The sequence below is a fragment of the Desulfosediminicola ganghwensis genome, assembly GCF_005116675.2.
In the GTDB taxonomy this organism is placed as follows: Bacteria; Desulfobacterota; Desulfobulbia; order Desulfobulbales; family Desulfocapsaceae; genus Desulfopila; species Desulfopila ganghwensis.
Genome location: NZ_CP050699.1, coordinates 3351518 through 3366187, shown reverse-complemented (window position 1 = coordinate 3366187; position 14670 = coordinate 3351518). Strand labels below are relative to the sequence as shown.

General features: G+C 46.9%; 11 protein-coding genes. 6 read left to right on the top strand and 5 right to left on the bottom strand.

What is annotated here, in order from left to right:
• Window positions 1-145 precede the first annotated feature (145 nt).
• Window positions 146-1198, top strand: coding sequence for a phosphoribosylformylglycinamidine cyclo-ligase (purM, locus tag FCL45_RS14265; RefSeq protein ID WP_136795815.1), 1053 nt, complete (start codon window positions 146-148; stop codon window positions 1196-1198).
• Between the two features lie 132 nt (window positions 1199-1330).
• Here the strand turns inward: purM and FCL45_RS14260 are convergent, their stop codons facing one another.
• Together FCL45_RS14260 and fusA are read right to left on the bottom strand one after the other, a co-directional pair.
• Complete coding sequence (locus tag FCL45_RS14260) at window positions 1331-1849, bottom strand: MogA/MoaB family molybdenum cofactor biosynthesis protein (RefSeq protein WP_136795816.1); 519 nt, start codon at window positions 1847-1849, stop codon at window positions 1331-1333.
• A gap of 13 nt (window positions 1850-1862) precedes the next feature.
• Window positions 1863-3920, bottom strand: a complete 2058-nt coding sequence (fusA, locus tag FCL45_RS14255; protein WP_136795817.1) for an elongation factor G — start codon at window positions 3918-3920, stop codon at window positions 1863-1865.
• Window positions 3921-4209: 289 nt separating this feature from the next.
• Between fusA and murJ the strand changes: the two genes are divergently transcribed.
• Window positions 4210-5811 (top strand): murein biosynthesis integral membrane protein MurJ, encoded by a 1602-nt coding sequence (murJ, locus tag FCL45_RS14250; protein WP_228721339.1) that lies wholly within the window; start codon window positions 4210-4212, stop codon window positions 5809-5811.
• 20 nt (window positions 5812-5831) lie between these two features.
• Here the strand turns inward: murJ and FCL45_RS14245 are convergent, their stop codons facing one another.
• From FCL45_RS14245 to FCL45_RS14235, 3 genes are read right to left on the bottom strand one after another with little or no spacing between them, the layout of a single operon-like run.
• Window positions 5832-6161, bottom strand: coding sequence for a phasin family protein (locus tag FCL45_RS14245; RefSeq protein ID WP_136795819.1), 330 nt, complete (start codon window positions 6159-6161; stop codon window positions 5832-5834).
• Between the two features lie 10 nt (window positions 6162-6171).
• A complete protein-coding gene (locus FCL45_RS14240; protein ID WP_136795820.1) occupies window positions 6172-7179 on the bottom strand; it encodes a tRNA dihydrouridine synthase in 1008 nt (335 codons plus the stop codon).
• 17 nt (window positions 7180-7196) lie between these two features.
• Window positions 7197-9539 (bottom strand): cyclic nucleotide-binding domain-containing protein, encoded by a 2343-nt coding sequence (locus tag FCL45_RS14235; RefSeq protein ID WP_136795821.1) that lies wholly within the window; start codon window positions 9537-9539, stop codon window positions 7197-7199.
• 625 nt (window positions 9540-10164) lie between these two features.
• On the opposite strand from FCL45_RS14235, the gene FCL45_RS14230 reads away from it, so the two are divergent.
• The 4 genes from FCL45_RS14230 (at window position 10165) to FCL45_RS14215 (ending at window position 14664) form a co-directional block, all read left to right on the top strand.
• Complete coding sequence (locus FCL45_RS14230; RefSeq protein WP_136796010.1) at window positions 10165-11409, top strand: beta-ketoacyl-[acyl-carrier-protein] synthase family protein; 1245 nt, start codon at window positions 10165-10167, stop codon at window positions 11407-11409.
• A gap of 157 nt (window positions 11410-11566) precedes the next feature.
• Window positions 11567-11818 (top strand): acyl carrier protein, encoded by a 252-nt coding sequence (locus tag FCL45_RS14225; protein ID WP_136795822.1) that lies wholly within the window; start codon window positions 11567-11569, stop codon window positions 11816-11818.
• A 3-nt stretch (window positions 11819-11821) separates the two neighbouring features.
• Complete coding sequence (locus FCL45_RS14220; protein ID WP_136795823.1) at window positions 11822-13207, top strand: phytoene desaturase family protein; 1386 nt, start codon at window positions 11822-11824, stop codon at window positions 13205-13207.
• A 50-nt stretch (window positions 13208-13257) separates the two neighbouring features.
• A complete protein-coding gene (locus tag FCL45_RS14215) occupies window positions 13258-14664 on the top strand; it encodes a phytoene desaturase family protein (protein WP_136795824.1) in 1407 nt (468 codons plus the stop codon).
• Window positions 14665-14670: the final 6 nt, after the last annotated feature.

Here is a 14670-nt window from a genome sequence, read left to right as displayed (position 1 = left end):
CTGATTTCGTTCGACAAGCATACTCTCATCAAGGGGTGTTATTCAATTGCTTTTTCCAGAGCGAATGAATACAATTTAGCGATCTCGCGAAACAAATTCATATATCCATTCGATTTCAACACATTTTCACAATCTTATAACAATTATGACTGAATCCAACACGTCCAGATACAGTGAGGCAGGGGTAGATATTGAGAAAGGGAATACCTTTGTCAAAGAAATTAAAGATATCGTTGCCTCTACCCATCGCCCAGGTGTACTCAATGACATCGGCGGTTTTTCCTCACTTATCGCCATAGACACCAACAAGTATGATAAGCCTGTCCTGGTCAACTCCACCGATGGTGTAGGCACCAAACTGGCTGTTGCCCATATGTGCGGCAAACATGACACCATTGGCATTGATCTGGTGGCTATGTGCGTCAACGACATCATCGTCGGCGGGGCGACCCCACTCAGTTTTCTCGATTACTTCGCAGTGGGCAAATTGGATCTTGCTATTGCAACCGAAGTTGTTAAAGGGATTGCCGAAGGTTGCCGACAGGCCAAATGTTCTCTGGTCGGTGGTGAGACTGCAGAAATGCCAGGACTTTACACCAACAAAGACTATGATCTCGCTGGATTTGTAACCGGTATCGTTGAACGCGACGCGATAATCGATGGTTCCGATATCAGGGTTGGCAACAAGATTATCGGTCTTGCCTCCAGCGGTCTCCACTCAAATGGTTACTCGCTGGTCCGTAAAATCTGCTTTGAAGAACAGGGATTGAAGGTTGATCAGTTCATAGATGAACTCGGTTGTGAGTTGGGAGATGAGTTGCTGCGACCTACCAGGATTTACGTTCAATCTATCCTCAACATGCTGAAGAATTACAAAATCAACGGCATGATCCACAACACCGGTGGTGGCTTCATCGATAATATTCCCCGGGTACTGCCCAAGGGTTACAAGGCGATCATTGACACCAACAGCTGGGAGAGGCCTCCTATCTTCCCATTCCTGGCGGAGAAAGGCAATGTGCCGGCCGAAGAGATGTACCGTACCTTCAACATGGGTATCGGCCTTATGGCAATAGTAGACGACTCACTTGCCAACGATATTGTGCATCACTTTTCCGCGCTCGGTGAAAAACCGTTTATTATCGGTGAGGTGGCAACTCTTGCCGAAGGTGATCAGGAAGTCGAACTGATCTTTTAATCCTGCCTGCACCGACCAACAAAAAAGCCCTTCCGATTTTTACATCGAAAGGGCTTTTTTTCTGCTTTCTCTCTTTCCCTCAGCTCTTACATTTTTTCGGCAAAATACCCGTGAGATATTCTGGCTGATAAGCTATGACGGCGTAACTCCGCAATCCCCCTCATCACCTCGTATCTTTTCAAGGGCATGGGGTAAAATGGGGAGAATAGTCTCCAGATTTTCCCGAACAGCTTTCAAACTACCGGGAAGATTGACGATAAGAGTCGTGCCTCTTATGCCTACCTTCCCCCTTGAAAGAGCGGCGTGAGGGGTTTTCTTCAAGCTCTCAAGCCGCATATATTCCGCTATTCCCGGCACCTCTTTTTCAATAACCTGCAACATTGCTTCGGGGGTTACATCTGTCGGCGCAACCCCGGTGCCACCGGTAGTAACCAGCAGAGCCACACGCTGCGTATCTGCAATCTTCTTCAGGGTATCTACAATGACAGGTATCGAATCAGGGATCATTGCATAGTCTTCGAACGTGTAGCCCTCTTCCAGGAGAGTCTCCTTGATGTGGCTTCCGCTCGTGTCTACCCGTTCTCCCCTTGAACCTTTATCACTCATAGTGACCACTGCGAAAGTGAATTCACCTTTATCAACACCTGCCATTGTACTGTACCTCTTATTCGTCTACCGAACGCTTAGCGACAATCTTTTCTGCAATCTGTGCAGGAACTTCTTCATAATGGGAAAATTCCATGGTAAACGAGCCAAGGCCACCCGTCATGGAAACCAGATCAGTGGCATACGCCAACACCTCTGACTGTGGTACCTGGGCATTAATTATCTCAGCCTTACCGTCTGAATCCATACCCATAACCTTGCCTCGTCTCGAGTTAAGATCACCCATGATATCACCGACGTGATCCTTACCCACCCGGATAACCATATTCACGTATGGCTCAAGCAATACCAGTCCTGCTTCCTGGGCACCTTTCTTGAACGCCAGGGAACCGGCAATTTTAAACGCCATCTCTGAAGAGTCAACGTTATGGAAAGAGCCATCAACCAGCACGATTTTTACGTCGATAACAGGGTAGCCGGCAAGAACACCACGCTCCATGGCCTCCTGGATACCTTTATCAACTGCAGGACGATACTGCTGTGGGATTACACCACCGACAATTTTGTCCTCAAATTCGTAATGCTTGCCGGGATTTGGTGAGATTTCGATCCAACAGTCACCATACTGACCACGACCGCCAGACTGCTTCTTGTGTTTACCCTGGACACGTGCAGAACCACGAATGGTTTCCATGTATGGAACAGTCGGTGTAGAAAGTTCCATCTCCACGCCAAATTTACGTTTGATCCTGGAACCTACCACCTCAAGATGGGTCTGCCCCATACCCGAGATCAAAGTCTGCTTCGTCTGCTGCTGCCTGGTCATCTGCAGGGTGAGGTCTTCATCCAGCATCTTGGTGATGGAACTGAACAGCTTTTCTTCATCCCCTTTCTTGGCACTGACTGCAAACGAGATAACCGGTTTCAGCGCTTCCTGGGCCTCTAGAATTATAGGCGAGGCGGAATCACAAAGCGTGTCACCGGTAACAGTCTCCTTGAGTTTCGCTACGGCGATAATCATACCGGGCTCTGCACTTTCAACCGGTTTCTGCTCCTTGCCTTCCAGCACGTACAACTGGCCAAAGCGTTCACTCACATCCTTAGTGGAATTGTAAAACGTATCGCCAGACAACACACCTGAGAAAACCCTGAATATTGTCAACCTGCCCGCATACGGATCCGCCATGGTCTTGAAAACCAGCGCAGAGAACGGTTCGTCAACGGAAGCTTTACGCTCAATGGGGTTACCATCTTTATCTTCGCCGACAAGTGCAGGACGATCGACGGGAGATGGCAGATAATTGTTAACAAAATCAAGTACTGCAGAAGTACCGAAGTTTTTCGTGGCCGAACAGACACAGACAGGTGCGATCTCACAACTGGCAACACCAATCCGAAGACCATTTAAGATATCCTCTTCAGTGAGCTCCCCCTCTTCCAGAAACTTCTCCAGTAGATCATCGTCTACCTCAGCCACACTCTCCATCAGCGATTCACGATACTCTTCAAGCTGCCCCTGAAGGTCGGCGGGTACTTCAGTCTCTGTCATAGTGCCTTTGTCACCATTAAAGAGATATGCCTTTCCGGCTATGACATCAACCACACCTTTAAAATCCTGTTCCGCACCTATCGGCATATGCAGCACAGCCGGGGTAAACGGCAGGGACTTGCGAATTTCATCGATGGTCTTGGTAAAATTTGCTCGTTCCCGGTCCATTTTGTTGACCGCGATAATTGCAGGTAACTTCTTATCTTTTACTATATCGGCAAACTTGATTGTCTGCCCTTTAACGCCTAGTACCGCGCCAATGGTAAATACAACACCATCGCAAACGCTTGCGGCAAAAAGGGTCTCGTTTATAAAATTATCATCACCAGGAGTGTCTGTTAAATAGACCTGGTGTTTATTCCAGCTATAGTTGTGAAAACTTGAGTTGATAGAAATATTTCTGTTTATTTCCTCATCCTCGTAATCAAGTGCGGAAGAGCCCTCATCAACCTTCCCCAAACGATTGATCTTGCCTGCGGTAAACAACATTGCTTCTGCAAGAGAAGTCTTACCACAATTGCCATGACCAATTAATGCGATATTCCTGACCTTGTTTGTGTCCTGCATATCTATCTCCTTAAAAATCGAAGGTTATTCAATGCTCTCACGTAAACAAACATAGCTAAAGCTAGCAGCATTTTTTTGACACTGATAGCGCTAAAACATCAAATCATATATTCAATTAATACCAGCAAAGTCAAGAGTGTTTGACTCCCTATTGGTGATTGAAAGGAAATTAAGTTTCATTAGAAATCGTTTATCTCTTCAAGACACCTAATAGGTAGCAAAAATGCAGAAGACGAGGTATCTTCCTAGCGGGAAAAATTTTGTCACGATTTTCTTAAGGTTATCTTCATTGAAAAAATCATCAGCCAACAGCAGCACCATAGCCCGCTCCGCAGGCGTGATCGGTATTGCAGTTATGTGCAGCAGGCTGCTTGGCCTCGTCCGGGAACAGGTCTTTGCAGGCATGTTCGGCGCAGGAACCGCCTACGATGCCTTCGTCGTTGCCTTTCGCATTCCTAACCTCCTGCGAGATCTTTTTGCCGAAGGTGCCTTATCTGCGGCGTTTGTAACTGTCTTTTCCGATTACAATACAAACAGGAGCAAAGAAGAGACCTGGCAGCTTGCTGCCAACGTACTCACTTTTTTTGCCATCGCCCTCAGTATTATCTCCCTGCTTGGTATCTGGCTGGCAGAACCGATTGTTTTACTCATGGCACATGAGTATTCCGCCGTGGAAGGCAAAATAGCCCTCACCACCGGTCTTACCCAGATAATGATGCCATTTCTGATATTTATCTCCCTTGCCGCCGTGGCCATGGGAATATTAAATTCCAAGGGCCGTTTCTTCATACCGGCCATGGCATCAACCTTCTTCAATCTCGGGTCCATAGTGGGCGGTGTCGGCCTGGCATTGATTCTGCCTGAATACGGATACCCTGCGATCACCGGCATGGCAGTCGGCACTCTGATTGGCGGCTTCCTGCAACTTGCCATCCAGCTTCCGTCCCTGAAAAAGATTGGGTTTTCCTTCAGGCCCCGGCTCAATATCTCCGATCCCGGCCTGAGGCGTATTCTTAAACTGATGGTGCCGGCAACCGTAGGTCTCTCTGCGGTGCAGATAAATATCTTCATCAACACCAAGTTTGCTTCTTCCTGTATTGAAGGCTCGGTATCCTGGCTGAGTTATGCATTCAGGCTCGTGCAACTTCCCATTGGTGTTTTTGGCGTCACTTTCTCAATCGCCATGATGCCGGTGCTTGCAAGGCATGCTGCTGAAAAGAACATCCCGGAGATGCGAACCACTCTTGTCTCTTCTCTGGTGATGGTACTGGCCCTGACCGTTCCCGCCACAGCTGGTCTGATTCTACTCTCAGAACCAATTGTCCGCCTCATCTTTGAACGCTACGCATTCTCGACGGCTGATACCCTGGCGACCTCTCAGGCTCTTGCACTCTATGCGGTGGGACTCTTTGCCTACTCTTCCAACAAAGTGCTTGTTCCGGCCTTTTATGCCCTCGATAAGCCGAAATTTCCGGTTATAGCCAGTTTTATCGCTATCGGTACGAATCTGATTTTTATCAACCTGACCATAGATAAATATCAGCACCTGGCAATTGCACTCTCTACCTCAGTGACAATGCTGCTGAACTTTACCTTCCTGATGGTGGTGCTTTATTTAAAAATGGATGGGCTGCCGTTGAAATATCTGGTAACCGGCAGCTTAAAGATTATCGCTTCGACTGTTGCAATGTGCGCGGTGGTCTACTATGGCAAAGATATGCTCCTGGCATACCTGCACGGCAGTACAATTCAGCAGCTGCTTTCCCTTTCCGGCATAATAGTTTCAGCAGCGTTGCTTTATGGAATACTGCTCAATGCCATGAAACTTTCTGAACTTTCCAATGTGGTATCCAAATTTATCGAAAAGTTCAGACGAAAGTCAAAGGCTTAAATATTGGAGGGAATCATCGGTTATGATTCTTCCTTATCGGTCTTGTCAGACTCCAGCTCATCGATACGCTTCTTGAGTTCAGCGATCTCTTCCTGAAGGTTTTCAATCTCCTTCATGCTGACCAGATTCATACCCTCCATGGCACTTTCAACCATTTCACCAACCTGCTTGGTGAGTTGTTGCTGCGATTCCTTCGAACGTTCCAGCAATTCATCCACCAGCTTTTCACCTTCCTGCCGGCTTAATTTTCCCTGTTCGACAAAAACCTTCGCAACATCCTCAACCTTCTCCTTGGTCAAAGCTGCAAATCCGACACCCGTAAACATTGCTTTTTTAATCAGATCAATCATATATGGCTCCTTAGTTCTGTAACTCCGATGGATCAGTGCGAGCAAAGAACTGCTCAGCTGACTCTACAGCTTCATCCATACTGTTACTATTCTGTACCGCACTCGCCAGATGATGCCCAAAAGTAAATGCCCTTGCGTAATACTGGGTAAATTGCTTCATCCGCCCCAATCTTCTCTCAACCGCAAATCGATCATTTAACAGATCAATAAAACGGAAGAAAAGTTCCTGGCGCGTGGCAAAACCTGAAATATCAGTTCTGCCATATATTTCCCGGGCAATATCCGCGAAAAGCCATGGCCGCTCCATACCGCCCCGGCCTATCATCAGTCCATCAGCACCGGACTGCTCAAGGCACCTCCCGGCATCACTGACTGTAAATATACCACCATTTGCAATTACCGGTATCGATAGTTCTTTTTTTACATAGCCAATCCAGTCCCAGCGGGGTGGACGGCAGAATTTTTCCCCGTGAAGCCTGCCATGCACTGTTATGAAATCTATTCCTTCGCCCTCAAGCATTTTACAAAAATCGATGAGCTTATTCCTGTCCAACTCTCTTCCCAGACGGATTTTGGCACTCACCGGTAATTCTGTAGATCTCCTCAAGGCACCGAAAATTCTCTGGACGGTCTTTCCATCCTCAGCCAGAAATCCACCTGCGCCCCGTCTTCTCAGCTGAGGGGCCGGACAGCCAAGGTTCACATCAATCCCATCGGCTCCGATTGTCTCGAGTTTTTCTACTGCGAGTTGCACCGGCTCCTCAGTGGCGAGAAAAATCTGGTAAATCAGCGGGGATTCAATCGCTGAACGAACCAGCATTGGTGAGTGGTTGACACTGTCATGGGGCAATCTTTTTGCCGCCATCATTTCTGTAAACAGCAGTCCTACCCCACCCTGCTCAACCAGTAATGAACGAATGGCCGAGTGTGACAGGCCCACCATCGGCGCCAGAGCGACGGGTGTGTTGACAGTTATGGAGCGAATTTTCAATGGTGCCGATTGTACTTCTCTGTTCATGCAAAAACCTGGGATGTTCAGACAGTGTCCTGGACAATCAATTCATAAATTTTCGGATCAATAGGCTCAAGCATTCGTACATGAACTCTATATTTGCCGGGGACTTCCACATTGCGTTCAAAAGCGACAAATTTTCCGTTGAGTTCGGCTCGCTGCTTATCCCGTAACTTGAAGATAATCTGCATTTGCCTGCCAAGCAGGCGGCGAACGCTTTTGGTGTTTTCGATGCCTATTTCATAACAGACACCGCCATAGGAAATATTATGCATCAAGCCCCTGAGTGATCTCTGTCCGACGACACCATACATGTCCAATATTTTTGTTTCAATGCTCTTGTTCACTTTTCTTCTGGCCTGGTTTCGGCGATCAATTCCGGACATTTTCAGCAATTCCGGAATGTCAATCTGGCCATCACAATATTTCTCAAGTATCTGATAGGTTCCCGGATACTCATTTTCTAAACCCGTAAGTAAATCCGTGGCAAGGGAATAGACCAGAACACTCCCCTGCGCCTTGAACGTGACGGTGGATAACGAAACATCAAAAATGGTTTCAGCCCCTAATATTGTGCCCTCTCTGATTTTTTTCAGGAAAGTCTCTTCTGACCCGGAACCACAATGCAGCAAAACCGTGCCAGAAACCAAAAAGTAGAGATTATCGTTTTCCTCGCGCTGGGCAATGATGGTTTCGCCATCCCCATAACGCTCGACAACAGCCAGGCCAAATATCTTTTCAAAAACCTGAGGTCCAACCAGAGATCGAAAATCTTTCCAAAGCAGCATGTTATTATCAGACAAGCCTGTCTGCTGCTGCTTCACCAGCAACTCTTCTACTTCGAGTAAAGTGTCGATCGCACCGGGATCTATCTTTAAAATCAGATCACGCAAAACCTCCGCAGCAGCCAGTTTCCCTGATTGTATATACTCATTAATCTTCTTTTTGAGTATATTCAGTGCCTCATCAATCTTCCCCTGAGCAGCAAGTTCCTCAACCTCATACCGAACCTCTGCTGTAAGTTCCCTTGCCTGCCGAAGTTGAACCGGATCATCATAGAACTCAACGTTCTGGTCATCTACAACCCGATGTTCAGCCCTCCGAATGCCAAGTTCCAACCTGCTAATCGATGCTTCCGTCAATCCAATGAGTACGCTATCCGTATCAAATTGCAAACCGCTTCGGAGAGCTTTTAAAGTTGAAAGATTCTCAAGCCGGACTTCCTGCCCCAAGGCTACAACCAGGGAGTGAACAACAGGTTTACAGGTAATACGCATGCCGTCAGTATAGTCTGCCAGCATTTTTAAAAACCGTTCATTTATCTCTTTATCACTTAGCTGTGATAATTTTTTTATCACCAAAACTTTCATTTCGTCTGCCACAACATCCAGTGCCTCCAACAACCGTGGCACCAGGTGCAACCCGTTCCTGATTATGCCGCGAACCACTTCATGCTGTACCTCTGTTGCAGGGTGCGCCAGACAGGCAACCAATCTCGGATATACAGATGCCCTGTTCATCCTGCTGAGAATTCTGACCATATCGCATGTCTGCTGAACTGACATCCGTCCAGTTTCATTAAGCCGCTCGATCTCCACAACAAATGATTCGTCCCCCTTAGATAACAGGTCAATAAGCGACTCTCTTTCCTGTTCCTGCAGTTCCGGCAACATATCCATTGAGATAGAAACCAAACCCTTTCCCATTCCCAAAAGTATCTTTGCCATATCCCCGGCAACCGGTGACTCTTCGGCACAAGAGTCCAGAAAAACTTTAAGCAGCCGCTGGACCATTTCCCGGTCGGTTATTTTTTCCAGTATTCTGGCTGCTAATCGAACAATAAGGTGAGATTTATCAGTTTTGCCTCTTGAAATATCTGCTACACACCCGACCATCGCTTTTGCCTGAATCCAGTTCTCTGAGTTCAGAAGTTTTCTAAGAAGTTGCCCCATCTGGAGTGCGACTATCTCTGCTCCGGGCAAAAGTTCCGTCTCTGTCTCCAGCCAGGTAGTAAATATCTCACTGATTCTTGTAAGCTGTTCAACTGAACCCCTTTCAACTATGGTGGATGCTGCAATTGATAAGAGTGCAATACTCCGCTCTCGGAGAATCACATCACCAGACAGGACTGCTGCTTCAAACACATTCAGCAGTGAATTCATTTCCGTACCAGATCCGCTCTCCCCAAGCCCTTGTATGTAGCCTGGCAGGAAGACCAGCAACTCGCTATTATCAAGATGCTCAATCTTGCCACGTCCCAACTCAGCTAACCCGTGCGCAACACGTTTCTGGGCTCGTTCTTTTTCAGCACCGTTCAATAGGTTCTGGATTTTTTGCTGAACGTCCGACTGTTGACCTTTACTCATAACCACCTTGATGCGAGGTATTCATTTGGATAGCGGTATACGCCTCTATTACCCGACCTATCTTTGTTTCAGCAGCAATAGCTTTAATACGACAGACACCCACCCGGATAATTGCCAGGAATAATACATACAAATTTCTAACAGCTCAGTGCTCACTTCAAACTTTCGTTTTTTCTATTGTCTGATTACCAGCTGCTTTTCAGATATTTTATATAGCTTGTTAAGTCCAAGTTATATTTCATCATTATTTAAGCAAATTGTAAACAGCAATCGATAATGGTTCGTCGACCAACATAATTGGCGGGTCTGAAATGTATCAGAGGTATCGTTCGGCCTTCCATACCGCCGGGCCTCGAGTATGGAAGCCAGCATACACATTTCTTGTTGCGGAGCAGATGCGGCAAGCCTGATGCTGATCTCCTGTTTATATTCTCATTTGCAGGAAAAAGGCATGAAGTTGAGGTTAAGCTTTGGCGGGTTTGCAAAATTAGAAATTTCGCTATTCTTCTTGAACTTTGCAGCAATATATCCTAGAGTCGGCACGTTTGAACCAATTGAGAATCAGGCTGGTCTTGATACTGTTATAGATTCTTCATATATCAAATTTCGCACAAACTTCATAACTATGCACACAGACAACCGTCGAATCGTCATTACAGGTGTAGGCCTTGCCGCACCGAATGCCTCGAATTTACAGGAATACAGAGAAAAACTACTGAAAGGCGAGAGCGAAATTTCTGAAATTGATCTTCGATATTTCGGTAAGGCGCCCGCTGGTATCTGCTCATTCCCTGAAACCAAATACCGCAAAAAGAAAGAAAACAAAAAGGGTACACGTGCAGGTTGTATTGGAGTCTACTGTGCTCATGAAGCACTCGCCAGCGCTAACCTTGATATCAACGAGTATGATGTTTCAAAGGTAGGAGTATATATCGGCCTCACCGAACACGGCACCGTGGAAACTGAAAATGAGGTATATAATATCAGCCAGTATGGCCACGACACCGCATACTGGACTCATCATCACAATCCACGTACCGTCCTGAACAACCCTGCCGGTGAAATCACCTTGAGTCTTGGCATCACCGGACCTCACTATTCCATCGGTGCAGCCTGCGCTGCCGGAAACGCTTCTATTATTCAGGCCGTACAGATGATGAGGCTTGGCGAGGTTGACATGGCACTTGCAGGTGGCATCTCCGAGTCAACCGGCTCTTTCGGAATTTTTGCCAGCTTTGCGGCCCAGAACGCTTTGGGGGCGGATGAAGACCCTAAACGCGCCTCTAAACCTTTTGATAAAAACAGAAATGGCATTGTTATTTCAGAAGGCGGCTGCATTTATGTTTTGGAATATCTGGAAAAGGCTATTGAGCGTGGTGCTAAAATTTATGGAGAGGTTGTTGGTTACGCAATGAACTCCGATGCTCGCGATTTTGTTCTGCCTTATGGTAAACGTCAGGCAGAATGTATGCGGCTGGCACTTGAGCGGGCAGGCCTCAAACCAGAAGAGATCGACCTGATCAACACCCATGCCACCGGTACCAAGCAGGGTGATATTGAAGAGTGCAAAGCAGTTCGGGAAGTGTTTGAGCACAGCAGCACAACCTATGTAAACAACACCAAATCGATCATCGGGCACGCCATGGGTGCCGCTGGTGTTCTCGAGTTGGCCGGCAACCTGCCAAGTTTTGAAGATAACATGATTCATCCGACCATTAATGTTGAGGAACTCGACCCTGAGTGTGCCATTGACAATCTGGTTATAAACGAAGCTGTCAAGGCGGATTCGATTAAGGTTATCCTCAACAACTCTTTTGGCATGCTAGGTATCAACTCCACCGTTATTGTTAAAAAGTTCGAAAAATCATAGAAAATCACTGGTATTTCTTAAGAAACCAAAATTTTCTTAAAAAGAACCTTCATCTGTGGTATAAATGAAACTTTTTGGCCCAGAGAATGAAAAACCTTAGCCTGCAGGCGAAGGTGTTACTACGTATATCGCTATAACGAAGAATTTGGAGAAACCAATGACCAGTGACGAAATTAAAGATCTTATCCTGGAAATCATAGAAGATATTGATGATGAAGCTGACTTTGACAGTCTGAACCCTGACGAGCCGCTTCGTGATCAGCTTGATCTCGATTCAATGGATTTCCTCGACATCGTCATGGAACTCAGAAAGCGTCACCAGCTGCAGATCCCTGAGGAAGACTACCCACAGCTTGCTACCCTCAACAGCTGTGTAAAATACCTGGAACCTCTTCTTAAAGACGCCTAATCGGTGAAAGCTTCCTGTATTGTTATCGGCGGCGGCCTCTCAGGGCTTGCCGCCGCTATTCGTTTAGCCCGTTTTATCCCCGATGTACTCCTGCTCGAGCAACATACCCGTCTCGGTGGATTGAATTCCTATTACTATCGCAACAAAACCCTCTTTGAGACTGGTTTGCACGCCATCACCAACTATGCAGAAAAAGGTGATAAAAGAGCCCCACTCAACAGGCTTTTGCGACAGCTTAAACTCGGTCGGGGCACCTTCGATTTCCAACAACAGAAATGCAGTGAAGTCGTCTTCAAAAACCAGGCATCATTACGGTTTTCCAACGACTTTGAGATACTGAAAAGTGAGATAGCTGCAACGTTTCCGAAATCTATTGACGGCTTTGCCTCCCTCATCACTTTTTTAGATGAGTTCGATCCTTTTCAGCCTGCTCCATTTCAGTCTGCAAAAGTCTTTCTCAATGAGCGTATCCATGATCCACTGTTGGTAGACATGCTGCTCTGCCCATTGATGTATTATGGATCGAGTGTCGAGAATGACATGGATCTCTCCCAGTTTGCCATTATGTTCCAGGCAATTTTCCGGGAAGGTTTTTTCCGTCCCGGGGGAACTATTAAAGATTTCCTCTCCATTCTCACAGACCACCTTGCTTCACTGGGCGGTACTGTCAGAAAGGGTGCCAGGGTAAAGCGACTAATTCACTCGGGCAACAAAGTTTCCGGAGTCGAACTTGCTTCAGGAGAAACCCTTGAGTGCAGCCATATCCTGTCTACCATAGGTAGCTCTGAAACAATGGAGATTCTCGGTAAACACGACCGTGATGAACAGGCCTGTCGTCTCGGCTTCGTTGAGTCGATCTTCCAGATGCCTGCAACCTCCATTGAGACCCTGCCCCAGGATAAAACCGTAATTTTCTTTTCCGACAAAGCGGACTTTCGCTACCAACAACCGAAAGCCCATGTCGATTTTAGTAGCGGTGTTATCTGTATGCCCTATAATTTTCACAATGTGGAGACAGGGAATCATATTGAAGTGCGGTCAACCCACCTCGCTTCATGGCAGAAATGGTCACAGGCAAGGCAGAATATGCAACGCTATGAGGAGCTGAAACGCGATCTGCGGGCGCAATCCCTTGCGGTAATCGAACAGTATGTAGGCAGCTTCGCTGATGACATTATCTACGAAGATACCTTCACACCGATCACCATAGAACGCTACACCTCGAAAAAACATGGCGCCATTTACGGCTGTCCCACCAAAATCAAGGATGGAGATATCGGTTTTGAGAACCTTTTTCTGGCAGGTACTGACCAGGGTTTTCTCGGCATTGTTGGTTCAATGCTCAGCGGTGTCTCCATCGTAAATCAGCACATACTCCCCAAATACTAATCTCGGTCACAGACCGGATTCACCTCGGGAACCATACATAGATCAGAATTATGCCTGTATCGTTTAAAGAATCCAAAGACCATTATGATGTCATCGTCATTGGCTCCGGCCTTGGCGGTCTTACTACCGCCAATCGGCTTGCCTATTGCGGTCACTCTGTTCTTCTGCTGGAGCATCATCATCGCCTCGGCGGTCTGGCCACCTGGTTTAAGCGCAAAGGCCACATCTTTGACATCTCCCTCCACGGTTTTCCTTACGGAATGATTAAGACCTGTAAAAAATACTGGAACAAGGAGATAATGAAGTCCATTGTGCAACTGAAAAATATCGTTTTTGATAACCCTCAGTTCAACCTTCGCACAACTTTCGACAAGGATGATTTCACCTCCCTTTTAAATAACCATTTCAAAATCCCTCTCTCTACGGTGAACAACTTCTTTTCAACCGTGGCCGGGATGAACTTCTATGATGATCAGTCCATGACCACCAGAGAGCTCTTTGAGCAGTTCTTTCCTGGTCGTACAGATGTTCATCGTCTACTCATGGAGCCGATCACCTACGCCAACGGTTCAACCCTGGACGATCCTGCAATCACTTATGGTATCGTTTTCTCTAACTTCATGAACCGTGGTGTTTTCACTTTTGAAGGCGGGACAGACAAACTCATCCAGATGATGTCTGACGAGCTGGAAAAAAATGGTGTCACCATCTGCACAAACACCAAAGTCGACAATATCATAGTTGAAAATGGCAAAGTTCGGGGTATCTCCGCGAAAGGCAGGACTATCACCGCAGGTGCAGTCGTCTCCAACAGCGGTATAACCAATACCATCCACAACCTCACTGACCGCTCGTGCTTTACCGATGAATTCCTGCAGAAAGCAGATGCAATTCGAGTAAACAACTCAAGCTGCCAAGTATATATGGGGATACGTGAGGACGAAAGGATCAAAGACGTCGGTGATCTGCTCTTTACCTCAACAGCACCGGAGTTTGACTCAAGTGAGCTGCTCGACGTCAATACCCGCTCAAAAACATTTTCCCTGTATTACCCAAAGACCAGACCTGGCCATGACCGCTACACCATCGTCGCCTCCATGAATGGCCGCTACGAAGACTGGAAAAATATGTCTGATGAGCAATACGAACAGGAAAAAGAGCTCATGATCAACAGGGCGGTCGACGATCTCGAGCGCTACCTGCCTGGAATCGGCGGCAAAATCGACTGGCTTGAAGCGGCCACCCCGCTTACATTCAACAAGTATACCTTGCATACCCAGGGCACATCCTTCGGAACTAAATTTGAGGGTCTTGATATCTCGCGATCCATATTCAAAGAAGTTTCCGGACTCTTCCATGTCGGCTCGGTGGGCATCATTATGTCTGGATGGCTTGGTGCAATCAACTACGGTGTCATCGTTTCCAACGACGTCGATGCCTATGTAAGAAGCCTCTAACCGGTA